The organism is Staphylococcus sp. IVB6181, assembly GCF_025561445.1.
Taxonomy (GTDB): Bacteria; Bacillota; Bacilli; order Staphylococcales; family Staphylococcaceae; genus Staphylococcus; species Staphylococcus simulans_B.
This window is the reverse complement of record NZ_CP095096.1, coordinates 2,058,874-2,076,283: the sequence shown is the minus strand read 5'-3', so window position 1 is coordinate 2,076,283 and position 17,410 is coordinate 2,058,874. Positions and strand designations below refer to the sequence as shown.

Below are 17,410 nucleotides of genomic sequence, written 5' to 3'. Positions count from 1 at the left end.
TGAATTATAACACTTATTAACACACTATAAAAATATTTTCATACTATCTTAACATTTATCGCAAATTTAAAGTTAGGCATTATCTATTTCTATAACCTAAACCCGATATGCTAAACTTGAAAAAAACAAATTGCAATGGTGCTGTTGATATAATTATCAATGAGAAAACGATACAATAGAAAATGAGTTTTCGTATTTAGATTTCTGAAGGAAAAATGTATAATATTATAGTATTGGACTAAGAAGGGGCGATCGATGTGAAAGCGAACGAATTGTTCGAAAAGATAAAATCGAAACAAGTGCTTGGCAGTTTAGACAGAGAAATTAATGATGTAACAACAGATTCTCGTACTGCAAAAGAAGGCAGTATCTTTGTAGCATCTAAAGGTTATACAGTAGACAGTCATAAATTCTGCCAAGATGTCGTAAATCAAGGATGCAAAGTGATTGTGGTAGAACGCAAACAAGACTTGCAAGGAGATGTCACACAAGTGGTGGTGCCGCATACAAGACGTGTGGCAAGTTTAATCGTACATAAGCTGTACCATTATCCGAGTGAGCAATTAGTCACATATGGTGTGACAGGAACCAACGGCAAAACATCTATTGCGACGATGATTCATTTAATTCACCGCAAACTTGGCAAAGGCAGTGCTTATTTAGGTACAAACGGCTACCAAATCAATGAAACTGTCACAAAAGGCGAGAATACGACACCTGAAACAGTGACATTGACTAAAAAGGTGCATGAAGCGGTTGAAGCGGGTGCAGAAGCAATGACGTTAGAGGTTTCAAGCCACGGTTTAGCTTTAGGACGCTTAAGCGGTGTTGAATTCGACGTCGCAATCTTTTCAAATTTAACGCAAGACCACTTGGATTTCCACGGTACAATGGAAGCTTATGGTCATGCCAAATCCTTATTATTCAGTCAGCTTGGCGAAGATTTAAGCAAAGAAAAATATGCGATTGTCAATGAAGATGATGATTTCTCAGAATATCTTAAAAGTGTAACGCCTTATGAAGTCTTTACGTATGGTATTCACAGACCTGCGCAATTCAAAGCAGAGCACATCAAAGAGTCGTTAACAGGCGCAACGTTTGATTTTGTGACACCTGACGGCACTTTCCATGTTGAATCGCCTTATGTAGGACAATTCAATATTTCTAATATTATGGCAGCCATGACAGCGGTGTGGAGTAAAGGTACGCCTATGCAGGACATTGTTAATGTGGTCAGTCAATTAGACCCTGTAGAAGGACGTTTAGAAGTATTAGATCCATCATTGCCGATTGACTTGATTATCGATTATGCACACACAACTGACGGTATCGAAAAGCTGATCGACGCAGTAAAACCTTTTGTGAAACAAAAACTAATCTTTTTAATCGGTATGGCAGGTGAACGTGATTTGACGAAAACACCTGAAATGGGCAAACAAGCATGCCGAGCAGACTATGTTATTTTCACGCCTGACAATCCAGCCAATGATGATCCTAAAATGCTGACGGCTGAACTTGCAAAAAATGCAACACATGATAATTATGTAGAATTTACAGATCGTGCTGAAGGTATCCGCCATGCGATTGAAGTCGCAGAACCAGGCGACACAGTCGTATTAGCTTCTAAAGGCCGCGAACCTTATCAAATCATGCCGGGACATGTTAAAGTACCGCACCGTGATGATTTAATCGGTTTAGAAGCAGCCTACAAGAAATTCGGAGGTGGCCCTTCTGAAGATTAGAACACTTCAAGCAATAGAAGGCGCACAAGCTTTTTGTTATACAGATGATACGATGCAGACAATTCTGATTGCCATTTCGGATCTGAACTGGTCTGCAGAGCTAGATAAGAAGGAGTCAGCAGAAGATGTAGAAGAAGAATTGATTATGTATTTATTTAACTTAATGGATGAGGCTGAGGCAGAGCACTTAGCACATGAACTGACTTTAATTATTTTTGATAAAGGAGACAACATATGAGTATAAAGGATGAAATCGAATCCAGAAAAACCTTTGCGATTATTTCTCACCCGGATGCCGGGAAAACAACATTAACTGAGAAATTACTGTTATTCGGCGGAGCAATTCGTGAAGCAGGTACAGTAAAAGGTAAAAAATCAGGCAAATTCGCAACGAGTGACTGGATGAAAGTAGAACAAGAACGTGGTATTTCTGTCACAAGTTCTGTGATGCAATTTAACTACGATCATTATAATATTAATATTTTAGATACACCTGGGCACGAAGACTTCTCAGAAGATACGTATCGTACTTTAATGGCAGTGGACAGTGCAGTGATGGTTATCGACTGTGCGAAAGGAATCGAACCGCAAACACTTAAATTATTCAAAGTATGTAAAATGCGCGGTATTCCTATCTTCACTTTCATCAATAAATTGGACCGTGTGGGTAAAGAACCTTTCGAATTGTTAGATGAAATTGAAGAAACATTGAATATTAAAACTTATCCGATGAACTGGCCTGTAGGTATGGGTCAAAACTTCTTCGGTATTATCGATAGAGAACATCGTACAATCGAGCCTTTTCGAGATGAAGAACATTTATTGCATATTAATGAAGATTATGAATTGGAAGAAGAACATGCGATTACGAATGATAGTACTTTCGAACAAGCAATCGAAGAGTTTATGTTAGTGGAAGAAGCGGGTGAAGACTTTGACAATGACATGCTTTTAGCTGGTGAATTAACACCTGTATTCTTCGGTTCAGCATTAGCCAACTTCGGTGTACAGAATTTCTTAAACGCTTATGTCGATCATGCGCCGATGCCGAACGGCCGTTTAACGAAAGACGAAGAAGAAGTAAGCCCGTTTGCGCCTGACTTCTCTGGCTTTATCTTTAAAATCCAAGCCAACATGGATCCTAAACACCGTGACAGAATCGCATTTATGCGTATAGTCAGCGGGGCATTCGAACGTGGTATGGATGTTAAATTGCAGCGTACGAATAAAAAGTCTAAAGTTACACGTTCGACATCATTTATGGCTGATGATAAAGAAACGATCAACCACGCAGTTGCAGGAGACATTATCGGCTTGTATGATACAGGCAACTATCAAATCGGAGATACATTAGTCGGCGGCAACCAAAAATACAGCTTTGAAGATTTACCGCAGTTCACACCTGAACTGTTTATGAAAGTATCGCCGAAAAACGTTATGAAACAAAAACATTTCCATAAAGGTATTGAGCAGCTGGTACAAGAAGGTGCTATTCAATACTATAAAACATTGCATACGAACCAGATTATTTTAGGGGCAGTCGGACAGCTGCAATTTGAAGTGTTCGAGCACCGTATGAACAATGAATATAATGTGGACGTTATTATGGAACCGGTCGGCCGCAAAATTGCACGTTGGGTAGAAAATGAAGATGCGATTCAAGATAAAATGAGTACAGCACGTTCTATTTTGGTACAAGACCGGTATGAACAAAAAGTATTCTTATTCGAAAATGAATTTGCGACACGCTGGTTTGAAGAAAAATTCCCTGAAATTAAACTTTATAGTTTATTGTAAGACTGTAATAGGGTATACTTGTTTTAAATAATTGAATACCTATGACAGTCATGTCAGAGGGGAGTAACTTACGAAGTCGGAATTAAGTCCGCTTCAACATTTTGTCGTCATTACGAAGTGCCTGACACTTCCGGTAAAATGGAATGCATATAATAAAGATATGTTTTCAAGTGAGACCTTTGCTATATATTTAGCATAGGTCTCTTTTATTTTGTATCAAATTGTACTAAAGATGTTTGAGCACGATTTAAAACGGCGATAAATAGAAAAGCAGCTTTTTTAAGCACAAACATGATAGAACAATGTCAAGCAACTTCAGCACACGATGATTTTTAATAAGGAGTGGTCTTTAAATGGATCCGAGTTTAATTTTATCCTACGGATGGGTATTGTTCGTACTCGTATTTTTGGAAGGCTTGCTGGCTGCAGATAACGCAGTTGTAATGGCCGTTATGGTAAGACATTTACCGCCTGAGCAAAGAAAGAGAGCATTATTTTACGGTTTACTAGGTGCATTTGTTTTTCGTTTTGCATCACTATTCTTAATCAGTTACTTGGTTAACTTCTGGTTTATCCAAGCAGCAGGTGCCGCTTATTTAATTTATATGTCAGCGCGCAACCTTTATAAATTCTTTAAAGCCAAAGGACATGGCCCAGAACAGCCTGAAGGTGATGACCATCACTTTGATGAACATGGCAGAGAGAAAAAAGCCAGCCCGAAAGAATTCTGGGGTACAGTGGCTAAAGTTGAATTTGCGGACATTGCCTTTGCGATCGACTCTATGTTAGCAGCTATGGCAATTGCCTTTACATTAAAACCTTTAGGCATTCATTTCGGCGGAATGGACTTAGGTCAATTCGCAGTAATGTTCCTAGGTGGTATGATTGGTGTTATCTTAATGCGTTTTGCGGCAACTTGGTTTGTCGAATTGCTTAACAAATATCCTGGTCTTGAAGGTGCAGCCTTCGCAATTGTCGGCTGGGTAGGGATTAAATTAGTCATCCTTGTATTAGCACATCCAAAAATCCAAATTATCCCAGAACATTTCCCACATTCAACACTATGGCAAATCATTTTCTGGGCAGTGATGTTAGGACTTGTATTTATCGGCTGGATTTCTTCAGTCCGTCACAATAAACAACAAAAATCTCACTAATCAGATAGAGGATAAAACACTTGATGCGTTCAATTTTGCATCAGGTGTTTTATTTTTGAAAAAAATCAAGGAAAATAGAGAATAAGCACGAATTTACAAGAAATTCATAAAAGATTGTGTCATAATAGACTAGAAAGATTGTAGTGAAGGGGGCGTAATGATGACAGAAGAGAAACATTCAAATGACAAGCATCAGCCGGATGAAAAACAAGTCATTCCTAAAAGTCATTATAAGCGAAAACGTCGGGAATTCTTCCATAACGAAGAAAGAGAGCAGCGTGTTCAACAAGAAAAAGAACAGCAGCAGCAAGAAAAAGAAAAAGCGGCAATGCAAGCTAAGAATAATGAAGAGCGTGTTAAAGACAATTTAAGAAAAGCACGTATCGAAAAGCTTACACAAGAAGAAATCAATCACCAACAGGCGATTGCACAAGGCAAAGAAGCACCTGAAGATGAAAAAGAAACACAAGCAGCAAGTACAAATGAAGTTGTGTCGCCGATTACAGGCATACATAAAGAAAAGACGTCAGATACAACAGAAGGTGCTAAACAAGAAACAGTGAAAAATCAAAAAGCTGCCTCAGCATCAGAAAAAGAAGAGAACGCAACAGATGCAAAAGAAGCACCGAAACGTGCATTTTCTCCTGAACAAAAGAGAAGAGAAACGTCTGATGTACACAATGAAGAAAAAGAAGGACACAATAACCAAGCGGCAGCCTTCTTCCAAAAACATTGGGCTAAAATTGCGATTGCGATTGGTGTTATTATTTTAGTACTCTTACTGTTTGCGATTTTCCACAACTTGCAAAACCGTGATGATGGTACAGCAGGCGATGTGGCAACACTGAGCGGCAGCGGCGATAAGAAACAAACCGCTATGATGAAAGCAGCTAAAAGTTCTATCCACTCCGTGGTTACAGTTGAAAATAAGAGCAAGCAATCCAGCTCAGTAGATAAGGAAACAGCAAAATCTGATAATGAGATTGGTTCAGGTGTCGTCTACAAAAAAGTGGACGACTCCATTTTTATATTGACGAATAGTCATGTAGTAGGAGATAAAAAGACACAGCGTATTCTTTATGATGATTCTAAAGAAACTACAGGCAAAGTAATCGGCAAAGATAAATACTCTGATATTGCTGTGGTGAAAGCAGATGTTGAAAAAGACAGCGACGTCAAAGCAATTCAAATCGGCGATTCGAATCAATTACAGTTGGCAGAACCTGTCATCACTGTCGGCAACCCATTAGGAGCAGATTTTAAAGGCAGTATTTCAAATGGTGTCGTTTCAGGACTTAACCGTAATGTGCCGGTAGATATTGATAAAGACCAAAAATATGATGTGCTGACAAGAGCCTTTCAAATTGATGCGCCTGTCAACCCAGGGAACTCTGGCGGCGCAGTAGTGGATCAAAACGGCAAGTTAGTCGGCATTGTTTCTTTGAAAATCGATATGCCTGCAGTTGAAGGTATGGCCTTTGCGATTCCGGTTAATCAAGCAGTCAAACTTGCAAAACAGCTCGAAGAAAAAGGACATGTCACATATCCGAATACAGGCGTTGCACTTTCAAATGTAGCTGAATTAAGCGACAGCGAACGTTCGCAATTCAATGTACCGAAAGATGTAGAGCAAGGTGTGGTAGTCAGAGAAGTCACTGACGATTCACTAGGTGAAAAAGCAGGTTTAAAAACAGGCGATATTATTGTAGAATTAGATGGTAAAAAAATCGAAGATAACTTAAGATATAGACAGATTGTTTTCCAACATAAAGATGATCTGAAACCAATATCGGCAAAATTATATAGAAATGGTAAACTTAAGGATATTACGATTAAATTGAAGTAACGTTGAGGTGAAAAGAGTTGTCCATTTTTAATCAGTTATTCAAAAGATCCAGTCCTCAACAAGGTATTGTCTTATTCTATCTTATAGCAATTATCGCTGCTTTTTTGATGTTGAACTTGCCTTACGTCCTTAAACCCGGCGTAAAGGTCGATCCGATCGACACTTTATTTGTGGCGGTATCAGGTATCAGTGTAACTGGATTAACGCCCGTAACTATTGCAGATACGTATTCAACATTCGGGCAGATAGTGATTATGATTATTTTAAATATCGGCGGTGTCGGAGTAATGGCACTCGGCACAGTGCTGTGGCTGATTTTAGGCAAACATATCGGCTTGCGCGAACGTCAAATGATTATGCTAGACAATAACCGCCATACAATGAGCGGTGCAGTACAACTGATTATCGAGATTGTCAGAGCTGTATTGCTGATTGAATTAGTAGGAGCGCTGTTATTAGCATTCTACTTTTATCGAGATACTTCAGATATTCAGTATGCCTTAATGCAAGGCTTCTTCGTATCAGTAGCATCCACAACCAACGCAGGACTTGATATTACAGGGAACTCATTGATTCCATATGCAAATGATTATTTTGTACAAACGATAGTGATGTTTTTAATCACTTTAGGTTCAATCGGTTTCCCAGTATTGCTTGAGATCAAAGCATACATCAGCAACAGAAATCCGAATTTCCGTTTCTCGCTTTTTGCGAGAATTACAACAATCACATATTTAGCATTATTCGTCTTCGGAACAATTATGATTTTAATCTTAGAGTCCGGCCACGCATTAAAAGATGCAAGTTGGCACAAAGCACTCTTTTACGCCATGTTCCAATCGACGACAACGAGAAGTGCAGGACTGCAAACTTTTGATATTACGCAATTTACAGATGCGACGAACTCGCTCATGGGTGTCCTAATGTTTATCGGTTCTTCTCCAAGTTCAGTGGGCGGAGGAATTCGAACAACAACATTTGCGATTTTAATCCTATTTATGCTGAACTTCAGAACGGATACTGAAAGAAATACGATTAAAGTCTTCAACCGTGAGATCATGCCTTCGGATATTCAAAAGACATTTATGGTATTAAGTGTCGCAACGTTTTTATCACTAACATCTATTATTATCATCCAAGCAGCAGAAGGTGCTAAATTCTCAGTGCTTCAAGTCTTCTTTGAAGTAATGTCTGCTTTCGGAACCTGCGGTTTATCGCTTGGTCTCTCGAGTGATGGCGGCGATATGTCCAAAGTAGTACTGATGGTATTGATGTTTATCGGTCGTGTCGGCTTGATATCCTTTATACTTATGGTCGGCGGACGCAAAGAACCTGTGTTGTATCATTATCCGAAAGAGAAAGTTCAAATCGGTTAATGATGTATTTGAACTCAAATACTATATACTCATCATAAAAATAAGCATGTGTTTGACTCTTTTATTTAAAAGAATCAAGCACATGCTTTTCTTATTGTACGGAGATATTTTACCAATCTTGAATATCTTTTCGTTCACCTTTGAAATTACCGCTTTTTTGATGTCTGGATTGTAAGACCTGTTTCACATCTTCAACAGTGACACCGCAAGCATGAAGCAATACAAAGAGGTGGTAAAGTACATCGGCTGTTTCGTTCGTCAATTCCTCTTGATCATCTTTCATTGCGGCTATGACGACTTCGAATGCTTCTTCGCCGAATTTTTTAGTGATTTTTTCAACACCTGATTTTAATAAATAGTGTGTATAAGAGCTTTCATCATCACTGTCGGCACGTGATTGCACAATGTCTTGCAGACTGTCGATGAAGAAAGGTGTTGTGGTATTAAAACAACTGGTTGCGCCTGTATGGCATGTCGGACCGTCTGGATCAACCATTACTAAGACTGTATCTTGATCGCAATCTAATTTAATGTCGACGACGTGCTGGTAGTTATGAGAAGATTCTCCTTTTTTCCATAAACGGCCTTTGCTGCGCGAATAGAACCAGCATACTTTATCTTCTAATGTTTTGTTATATGCTTCTTCATTCATATAGCCCAGCATGAGCACTTGTTTGGTTTGATAATGCTGCAAGATTGCTGGAATTAATCCTTTTGAAAAGTCTGGTGTTACTGCCATCTGACATTCACTCCTTCGTCTTTTAGAAATGCTTTGACTGCACCTATAGTTGTTTCTTTATCGTGGAAGATACTTGCGGCTAAACCTGCAGAAACATATGTAGATTTGAATAAATCCGCAAAGTGCTGTGCGTTGCCTCCGCCGCCTGAAGCAATAATCGGAATCGAAACGCGGTCATTGATTTGTTTTAACAAACGATGATCAAAACCTTGTTTGACACCATCATAATCCATACTCGTTACTAATAATTCTCCGGCACCTAAGTCTTCGACTTCATTAACCCAGTCCAATACACGTTTATCTGTGCGTTGTTTGCCGCCATGTGTGTAGCAAAACCAATCTTGCTTGTCTTCTTCCCACTTCGCATCAATCGCAATACAAATACATTGCGAACCGAATTTTTGGCTGGCTGCTTGGATTAATTCTGGATTACGTAAAGCGCTGGAATTAAGCGATACTTTATCTGCACCATGTTTGAGCAAGGTTGAAATATCCTCGACAGAACTGATGCCGCCGCCGATAGTTAACGGAATGCAGAGTTTAGAAGCGGTCTCTTCGATAATATCAAGCATCATTTGATGGCCGCTTTCTGTACGCGAAATATCTAAGAATACTAATTCATCCGCAAGCTCTTGATTATAATATTCAGCAAGCTCCACTGGGTGGCCGATATCGCGCAAACCTTTGAATTGAACACCCTTAACCACACGGCCGTCTTTAACATCAAGGCAGGGAATAATACGCTTTTTGATCATTTTAAACCCTCCCAAAATGATTCTGTATTTGCGGCTTTGCCGACGATTGCCGCATGAACACCGTCTGCTTCTAAACGTTTTAAATCTTCTGCACTGCGGATACCGCCTGAAGCTACTACTGGCAATGAAGTAGATTGTGCTAATTGTTTTGTTAATTCAAAGTTCGGGCCTTCTAATTTGCCGTCTTTTGAAATATCTGTATAAATCAGACCGCCAAGGGGCGCATCTTCAATTTCTTTTACAAAATCAAAAAGGTTCAAACCGGTATTTTCAAGCCAGCCGTTGACTTTAATTTCATCCACAAACGCATCGACTGATAGATAAATACGGCCTGGGAATTGCTGTGCAGCGGCTTTTAACCACTCTGTATCTTGAATACCTTTTGTACCGACAATCGTGTAAGCAACGCCTTTATTAAAGTAATCTTCAATCGTTTCAATAGAACGGATACCGCCGCCGACTTCAATCGGCAACTCTGTTAAACCGACAAGCTGTTCGATATAATCCGCTTCTACCGGCTGTTTCGTCTTCGCAGCAATCAAATCAATCACATGAATACGTTTGATGCATGTATATTTGCTGTAAAAGGCAATGGCTTCTTCTGCAGTACGTGCCATTGCTTCTTTCGTATCATAATCGCCTTCAGTCAGACGGACACTGGTAGAGTCTATTAAATCAATCGCGGGCCAAACTTCAATCATGGAGAAAACCACCTTTCAATGCTTGATTTAAAATTTCTAATCCGAAATCACCGCTTTTTTCCGGATGAAATTGAATTCCAATTTTATTATCAGATTGGACGATAGCAGTAATCGGCAAGCCGTAATCTGCTGTCGCAATAATCGGTGCTTTTGTTTGAACATAATAAGAATGGATAAAGTACACATCTTGATGTAAAAGGGGATGTGTACTTTCTAAATTATTCCATCCTAAATGCGGTACAGGATAAGTTGTTTGGATAGGAACCACACGGCCAGGTATCATCCCTATGCCGTCAACGTCGCCTTCATCGCTATGTTCAAACATCACTTGCATCCCTAAACAAATACCGATAAAAGGTTTGCTGTCTTTGAGTTCGATCAACAATTGATCGAGGCCAGTATCTTTTAAAGCGGTCATCGCATCTTTGAAATGTCCGACACCCGGCAAAATGATATGAGAGCTTTCACGGATTTCATCAAAATCACGTGTTAATTTTGCATCATAGCCTAAATGTGCAACAGCACGTTCAACATTTTTAATGTTGCCGACACCGTAATCTACAATCGCGATCATTCAATCACTCCTTTAGATGACGGTATACCGTTTGAATCACTTTCTGCTAAAGTGATTTTCAAGCTGCGTGCAAAGGCTTTGAATATAGCTTCGATTTCATGGTGGGTATTGCCGCCGCGAATCAAATCGATATGTGTAGTCAAACGCGCATTAATAACAAGCGCTCTGAAGAATTCTTCGACTAATTCTGTATCGAAAGTTCCGACTTTTTCTTTTGAGAATTCCGCATTGAATGATAAGAATGGGCGACCGCTGATATCAGTGACAACACGTGCCAATGTTTCATCCATCGGAATATAGAATGTGCCGTAACGAGTGAAGGATGTTTTGTCTCGGACGGCTTCTAAGATTAATTGGCCTAAGACAATACCGATATCTTCTGTAGTGTGATGATCATCGACATACGTATCGCCTTTTACTTCCAACTGTACACTGATACCGCTGTGGAAACTGAATAAAGTCAGCATATGGTCTAAGAAACCGACACCTGTTTGAATCGTTGTTTCTGACTTTCCGGTAAAATCTAAAGTCGCGTCAATATGAGTTTCTTTAGTTGCTCGTTGTTTTTGATAGGTCAAAACTGCTCACTCCATTCTTTAATAATTTCAGCTAATTGATCTAATTCTGTGTCAGTTGCGATAGAATAACGCACTGCTTCTTTTAAATTATCTTCATCATAAATACGAGGCTGGAAGCCGTGCTGCATTACATATTCGCCTAAACTGCGTGCATTGTCGCCATAAGTGAAGACAAAGTTTGCTTTAGAGGGTACGACTTTTATTTTGTCGCTCGCATACTTATGGAAGATGTCATTGAGTTTTCGGCATAAGTAACGTTGTTCAGCAATCAATGATTCTACACGTGCTGTATCTCTGAATAAGGTTTCAGCCAATCTGAGAGAGAGTGTACTCATCGGATAAGGATGTGCAAAACGATTGAGCAATTGAATCGTTTTAGGTGTAGAAATCACCACACCGATACGCAAGCCGGCTAATGCGAAGGCTTTGCTTAATGTTTTCATGACAATAATATGATCATCTAGCGGAACTTCAATCGGTTCGCCGAATTCAATATATGCTTGGTCGATGACAAAATAGCCGCCAAGTGCTTTCATTTTCTCGCTGATGGCTTGTAAGAACGCATAAGGGTACTGTTCTCCAGTAGGGTTATGCGGTACGCTCATGATGAAGAATGCAGGCTGTACGGCATCGATACGATCTAAAATCGCGTCGAGCGAGAAGAGGAAATCTGCATCGCATGTGACATACTCGATAGCGCGGTCTGTTTGATGCGCAAATTCTGTATACATAACGAAATCGGGACTGAGTGTCAACACAGGACCTTTCGGCAGTGCTAACATACATTTTTGAATCCATTCATCTGAGCCGTTAGCTGCGAGGACTTGATTAGTGTTCAAATTATAATAAGCAGCGTATGCTTCTAAAAATGCATCGTATTGTGTTTCAGGGTAAAGACGGAAATCACTAGTATTGATGACCTCGTTTATTTCTTCTTTAGAAAGTGCTGGAATCGGACTTTCGTTTTTATCAATATATATCATTAAGATTCCTCCGTTTCTAATCTTACTTTGACAGAGGCTTCATGTTGGTATAAGCCTTCTTCATGTGCAAGCTCCATTGCGCCTTGTGCGTAGTCTTTGAATGCTTCTTGATTAAAGCGGATAACCGAGTGGCTGGTAAGGAAGTCATTGACGGTTAATCCGTTTGTGAAGCGTGATGTTTGGTTTGTCGGCAACACGTGGCTTGGTCCTGCATTATAATCGCCTAAAGCTTCAGGCGCATAAGAACCTAAGAACATTGCGCCTGCATATTTGATTTTATTGATGTATTGTTCTGGATTTTCAGATTGAATCGATAGATGTTCAGGTGCTACGTAGTTCGCGATTTCAATATTCTCTTCAGTATTTTGAGTGAGAATAGGGTAGTGGAAGTCACGGACACTCGGTTCAATAATTGCTTTTCTAGGTGCTGCTTCAATTGCATCCGGCAATAATGCTTCTACTTGTTCTAATAGTGATTTGCTGGTTGAAAGCAAGAATGTACGGGCACGTTCATCATGTTCAGACTGTGCTAAGATATCTTGCACGATAAATTCTGGTTGTGAAGTTTCGTCTGCGATAATCATGATTTCACTTGGACCTGCGATTTGATCGATTCCAACATAGCCGTATAATAATTGTTTTGCTACGGCTACAAATTGGTTGCCCGGACCTACGATTTTATCCACTTTCGGTACAGATTCTGTTCCAAATGCAAGTGCTGCGATACTTTGTGCGCCGCCGACTTGAAAGACACGGTCGACTCCGGCAATTTTACAAGCAGCCAAGATACTTGGTTTAATACCTTCAGCTTGCGGCGGAGTTACTACTACAATATTTTCAACTCCTGCCACTTTAGCGAGTGTTGCGGTCATTAAGACGGTAGAAGGGTAAGCAGCTTTTCCGCCAGGTACATAAATACCGACACTTTCTAACGGGTTATAGATTTCGCTGGTATATTCTCCAATCACATCTTCGTGTTTAATGCGTTCTTGGAATGCTTTGATATTTTCAAAACTTTGTGTTAAAGCCGCTTTCAATTCAGGTGTGATTTGATCCAAACTTTGGTCGATTTCGCTTTGCGGAATTTCTAATTGCGAAAGTGAGACACCGTCGAATTGTTCATTATAGTAAAAGAGTGCTTGGTCTTTTTCGGCTTTAACTTTTTGAATAATCGTATTGACACTGTCTAAGACATCTTGTTTAATTTCTGAGACATCTTGAAATTGTTGATAAAATTCTTCTTTATTGAGCATGGATATAAACCCCCAATTGTTGAATAAAACTTTCGATTGCTGCTGATTTGCTGAAGAAAGCGTGCTTGTTCGTAATCAATTTAGCGTTGATATCGCCGATATGTTCACGTTCTTCTAATCCATTGGATTTAAGTGTGGTACCTGTTTGGACAATGTCGACAATCGCATCGACCATATCCACGACTGCCGCAAGTTCCACAGAACCGGATAACGGGATAATACTGACATCTTGGCCAAGCTGGTTGAAGTAATTGCGTGTTGTATTGACGTAAGTGGTCGCAACACGGCGGATATCTGTTACTTCTGGTTTCGCAGCGACTGAGAAATGGCATTGTCCGAATGGTAAATCGATATAGTTGTTGACGTTATGATTCGGCTTTTCGCTTAAGATATCACTGCCGGTAATTCCTAAATCTGCGATACCTTCTTCAACGTAAGTCGGTACATCTGTACCTTTAACTAAGATAAACTTGATACCTTTTACGGTAATTTGAAGTTTACGTTCACGTTGGTTTAAAGCTTCTGCCCAGATAGGGTTGTTGTTGTGTTCTAAAAATTTAATGAAGTCCTTGAGTAATCTGCCTTTACTGAGGGCAATCGTTAACATAATGTCTTCCTCCTAATCAATTTTAATTCCGAATCCGAAACCATCAATTTCACCATTATAATGACCGCCGGACATAATCGGTTCTGATTGGTCATTTTGGAACAGCTGCATAAAACTGCCGATATAATATGATTTCGGCGGCATTGTTGTAATATCTAAATGAATAGTTGAAATACCTGCACGCTTCAATTCTTCTGACCATCTTAAAAGTGATAAATAAGTCGGATGATCATTCGGAATAAGCGACTGAATATAATCCAGCTGTAAATGTGTCGGTTGTTTCAATAAAGTAATTAATTTATGACCTTTCGGCAATTGCTTGCTCAACTCTGAAAGGTTGCGCTCATTAATGAGCTGTAAGATGTTGGATGTACGTTCTTCATCTGTTAATAACAATGACAACAATTGATAGTGGCCGATGACCGCAAAATCTACCTTTTGTTTCATCTCTTGTTGAATAAAACGCAACATCAATTGAAAGCTCGTCAACATTTCTTCGTAAGAAGGATGGAAGACTTCAATACCTAAGTTGGTACTGATATGCTCGTTGTTTGCGATAGGACCTGCATAAGCAACTTGTTTAAGATTCAGCGAATAAGTACGTACATAATGCTGCAGCTGATCAGTCCAGTCATTGCGAAGCGCAAAGAAGTTTTGACCATTTTTCCATATACTGCGTGTACCCATACTTTCTAAATCATCTTGAGTTAACTGCTGCCAATTCAAACGTTCGATCAAATGCATATCAATCACTTCATATTGATGCGACTGGAAATAGTTTAAAAAACGCAATTCTAATTCTTTTCTTTTAAGCACCTTATCTTGGTATTCGATGTATTCCATTTATAGTTCCTCACTTTCACCTAACGCTTTTACTCTCTACCGAACTAAAGTAAAATTGAATTAATGACGTAATCATAGCATGAAATATAGTTCAAAGCAACAAAAGATTCTGAATATTAACAGAAATCAAACACTGTTAAAACGTACTACACTTTTCCTGTACAACATCTCTAAATATAATATTAGAACCTATATTTATTATATAGTATACAGTATAATAGATGTAGTGAGGTAAAGGAATATAGATAAGCTTAAACCATTAAGAAAATAGAATAGGAAAGTATAGAAAATCGTTGGGAAATATAGATAACAGTCATAAGAAAGAATGTAATATAACAAAAAAGTGCTTTTGAAATTGGAGGGATAGTCATGTTTATCGGAATTGAAAGGAAATCACTCACTAAAGATACTGTCACCTATATTTATTATCCTAGGAAGGATAAATCAATACAACCTGGAGAAATTACAATAAATATCCATACGCTTGAAATCTTACAGTCGGAAAAATCTGGCGAAGAGGGAGAAGGATTTGATTGGTATTATATTCATGCAATTAGTCGTATTAGATCAAACACTAAGAATAAATTATTTCCCGAAACTGATTTTGTAGCTTGGGGTTAAAAAGTAGTAGCATATACAACAATATTTAAAGCACCTAACTAATATACAATGGTTAGGTGCTAATTTTAGTTATAACGTTATTGTGGGTTGTTTTGTTTTGGCTAGACTGTTAACTTACTCATTAAGGTGTCAGTAATCAAGATTGTAAAAGAAAAGGTCAAATAGATTCGAAAATTAAAAATTATTAAGGCTCTATGTCAAATTCGGTTGATGCATAAAATTTGAAATCAAATATTATAGTTACCATAAACTATGTCGCTCAGCTAGTATTGCTTTAATTCCTATGGAATTTAGTATTACTAACTGAGCATTTTTTATTTTAAGCTGCTTTAGGCAATGGGGTATGGAAGCGATGTTTTTTCTTAGCTAATAGCTTGAATTTGATTAGAATTCTATTTCTGAAGTTATAGAAATTTCTGTATCCATAAGCGATTCTTTTTAGTACTTTAATGTTGTTATTTATAGCTTCTATAGGGCCGTTTGAGCGACCAGGATGATTTAATGCATTCATAATTTCTGGTAAAAAATTTCTAAAGCTTTTAAGTACTCTTTTAAGTCCGCCATCAGTATTTCTATCCTTAAGGTATTTAAGAATTTGATGAGTTAATTTATGATTTTCATTGGTCTTTATTGATGTACGAAGCGCATTTACTTTGTCATAGACATCCTTTAACTCTGGGCTTTCACCCAAAATAAAATTTATCATTGATTTTTCTGATTCTAATCCAGGGAAAAGCTTGTTATCTTTATAAAGCGTACTATTCAAGGATTCGGAAGGTTTAAGAATAAGCTTCCAATAATGTTTAAGTTTTCTATAGTATTTGCCATCCTTATGTCTTTTTTCATTCATTATCCTGATACGAACTCTATTGAGTTCTCTATTTAATGCTTGAACAAGGTGAAATCGATCTAAAATGATTTTCGCATTTGGAAATAACTGCTTAAATAAAGAAATATATGGGCTGTACATATCGGTTGTAACTGTTTCAACTCTTTTTCTTACTTCTCTATCAAACCGGATAAAATAAGCAAATAATGCACGCTTTCTACGATCAGGTAAAATATCTACGATTTGATGCGTATCACCATCACAAAATATAAAACTCATTTTACCTACTACATTTTTAACACTTTTGAATTCATCCACCATGATATGTTTGGGCAGTTCATTAAATGGACCTAACTTAACACTATTTGCAGTTTTATTAATATAACGTATTACAGAAGCAGAACTAACATCGTTATCGTAAGCAATGCCTTTGCAAGACCTATTCTCATGGCTTTGATACAGAATATGCAGCGCTAATTTATTACAGAAATTATGATGTTTTTTCACAAAATTCGTCTTTGCTACAAATGATGAATGGCATGAACGACAAAAGAACCTTTGTTTTTTGAGCTCTAAATAACTGGGACTACCTTGAATCTTCATAAGCTTTATCATCGTTTTTCTTTTACCATTCTTTACTATTCTATGGTTTTCATTTACTGCTCCGCAGTTTTCACAACAATCTGGTGTGTATGTCAAAGTGCCTTTAAATAGTAAAGTTCTTACCAAGTTAAAGTAAACTTCCTGAACATCATCAGAAAAAGTAATATTTTTCCCTTTATAATCAAGTATTTTTGCTATACAATGTGTCATAAGCGCAATTCCTCTCTTTATTTGTGTTGGTAACTTAAATATTAGGGGGTTGCGCCCTTTTTATGCAAAAAATTCGATTGAGAAATAACCGCTAGGTTATCTCATCAACCGAATTTATTATAGAGCCATTATTAATGAATGTTAAGGCATAAAAAAAGAAACACTGTATATACAGCGTTTCTTTTAAGTATCTGTT

16 protein-coding genes and 1 pseudogene are annotated in these 17,410 nt (G+C 38.3%); 7 read left to right on the top strand and 10 right to left on the bottom strand.

Going from position 1 to position 17,410, the window contains the following annotated elements:
• Window positions 1-257: 257 nt before the first annotated feature.
• From MUA90_RS10100 to MUA90_RS10075, 6 genes are all read left to right on the top strand, one after another.
• Entirely contained in the window at window positions 258-1,742 is a 1,485-nt protein-coding gene (locus MUA90_RS10100) for a UDP-N-acetylmuramoyl-L-alanyl-D-glutamate--L-lysine ligase (protein ID WP_262586678.1), read from the top strand.
• Window positions 1,723-1,980 carry a YueH family protein gene (locus MUA90_RS10095; RefSeq protein ID WP_262586676.1) on the top strand — a complete coding sequence of 86 codons (258 nt, stop codon included), beginning with the start codon at window positions 1,723-1,725 and terminating at the stop codon, window positions 1,978-1,980. Before MUA90_RS10100 ends, MUA90_RS10095 begins: the two co-directional genes overlap by 20 nt.
• Window positions 1,977-3,539: a peptide chain release factor 3 gene (locus tag MUA90_RS10090; protein WP_105993720.1), complete on the top strand. Its 1,563-nt coding sequence runs from the start codon at window positions 1,977-1,979 to the stop codon at window positions 3,537-3,539. The genes MUA90_RS10095 and MUA90_RS10090 overlap by 4 nt, the downstream gene beginning before the upstream one ends.
• A gap of 353 nt (window positions 3,540-3,892) precedes the next feature.
• Window positions 3,893-4,696, top strand: a complete 804-nt coding sequence (locus tag MUA90_RS10085) for a TerC family protein (protein ID WP_262586674.1) — start codon at window positions 3,893-3,895, stop codon at window positions 4,694-4,696.
• A gap of 160 nt (window positions 4,697-4,856) precedes the next feature.
• Window positions 4,857-6,542, top strand: a complete 1,686-nt coding sequence (locus tag MUA90_RS10080) for a S1C family serine protease (RefSeq protein ID WP_398577348.1) — start codon at window positions 4,857-4,859, stop codon at window positions 6,540-6,542.
• 17 nt (window positions 6,543-6,559) lie between these two features.
• Window positions 6,560-7,918 (top strand): TrkH family potassium uptake protein, encoded by a 1,359-nt coding sequence (locus MUA90_RS10075; protein WP_114603704.1) that lies wholly within the window; start codon window positions 6,560-6,562, stop codon window positions 7,916-7,918.
• A 109-nt stretch (window positions 7,919-8,027) separates the two neighbouring features.
• Here the strand turns inward: MUA90_RS10075 and hisIE are convergent, their stop codons facing one another.
• The 9 genes and pseudogenes from hisIE to MUA90_RS10030 form a co-directional block, all read right to left on the bottom strand.
• Entirely contained in the window at window positions 8,028-8,657 is a 630-nt protein-coding gene (gene hisIE / locus MUA90_RS10070; protein ID WP_262586669.1) for a bifunctional phosphoribosyl-AMP cyclohydrolase/phosphoribosyl-ATP diphosphatase HisIE, read from the bottom strand.
• Entirely contained in the window at window positions 8,648-9,412 is a 765-nt protein-coding gene (gene hisF / locus MUA90_RS10065; protein WP_262586668.1) for an imidazole glycerol phosphate synthase subunit HisF, read from the bottom strand. Before hisF ends, hisIE begins: the two co-directional genes overlap by 10 nt.
• Window positions 9,409-10,113, bottom strand: a complete 705-nt coding sequence (hisA, locus tag MUA90_RS10060; protein ID WP_262586666.1) for a 1-(5-phosphoribosyl)-5-((5-phosphoribosylamino)methylideneamino)imidazole-4-carboxamide isomerase — start codon at window positions 10,111-10,113, stop codon at window positions 9,409-9,411. Before hisA ends, hisF begins: the two co-directional genes overlap by 4 nt.
• Complete coding sequence (gene hisH, locus MUA90_RS10055; protein ID WP_262586665.1) at window positions 10,106-10,687, bottom strand: imidazole glycerol phosphate synthase subunit HisH; 582 nt, start codon at window positions 10,685-10,687, stop codon at window positions 10,106-10,108. Before hisH ends, hisA begins: the two co-directional genes overlap by 8 nt.
• Entirely contained in the window at window positions 10,684-11,265 is a 582-nt protein-coding gene (gene hisB, locus MUA90_RS10050) for an imidazoleglycerol-phosphate dehydratase HisB (RefSeq protein WP_262586664.1), read from the bottom strand. Before hisB ends, hisH begins: the two co-directional genes overlap by 4 nt.
• Window positions 11,237-12,248: pseudogene (locus MUA90_RS10045) on the bottom strand (pyridoxal phosphate-dependent aminotransferase). Before MUA90_RS10045 ends, hisB begins: the two are co-directional and overlap by 29 nt.
• Window positions 12,248-13,501 (bottom strand): histidinol dehydrogenase, encoded by a 1,254-nt coding sequence (hisD, locus tag MUA90_RS10040; RefSeq protein ID WP_262586660.1) that lies wholly within the window; start codon window positions 13,499-13,501, stop codon window positions 12,248-12,250. The pseudogene MUA90_RS10045 and the gene hisD overlap by 1 nt, the downstream one beginning before the upstream one ends.
• Window positions 13,491-14,108, bottom strand: coding sequence for an ATP phosphoribosyltransferase (gene hisG, locus MUA90_RS10035; protein WP_262586658.1), 618 nt, complete (start codon window positions 14,106-14,108; stop codon window positions 13,491-13,493). The genes hisD and hisG overlap by 11 nt, the downstream gene beginning before the upstream one ends.
• A 12-nt stretch (window positions 14,109-14,120) precedes the next feature.
• Complete coding sequence (locus MUA90_RS10030) at window positions 14,121-14,951, bottom strand: ATP phosphoribosyltransferase regulatory subunit (RefSeq protein ID WP_114603695.1); 831 nt, start codon at window positions 14,949-14,951, stop codon at window positions 14,121-14,123.
• 369 nt (window positions 14,952-15,320) lie between these two features.
• Here MUA90_RS10030 and MUA90_RS10025 point away from each other — a divergent pair, with 369 nt between their 5' ends.
• Window positions 15,321-15,572 (top strand): hypothetical protein, encoded by a 252-nt coding sequence (locus MUA90_RS10025; protein WP_262586656.1) that lies wholly within the window; start codon window positions 15,321-15,323, stop codon window positions 15,570-15,572.
• Between the two features lie 319 nt (window positions 15,573-15,891).
• Here the strand turns inward: MUA90_RS10025 and MUA90_RS10020 are convergent, their stop codons facing one another.
• A complete protein-coding gene (locus MUA90_RS10020) occupies window positions 15,892-17,214 on the bottom strand; it encodes an ISL3 family transposase (RefSeq protein WP_262586160.1) in 1,323 nt (440 codons plus the stop codon).
• Between the last annotated feature and the right edge of the window lie 196 nt (window positions 17,215-17,410).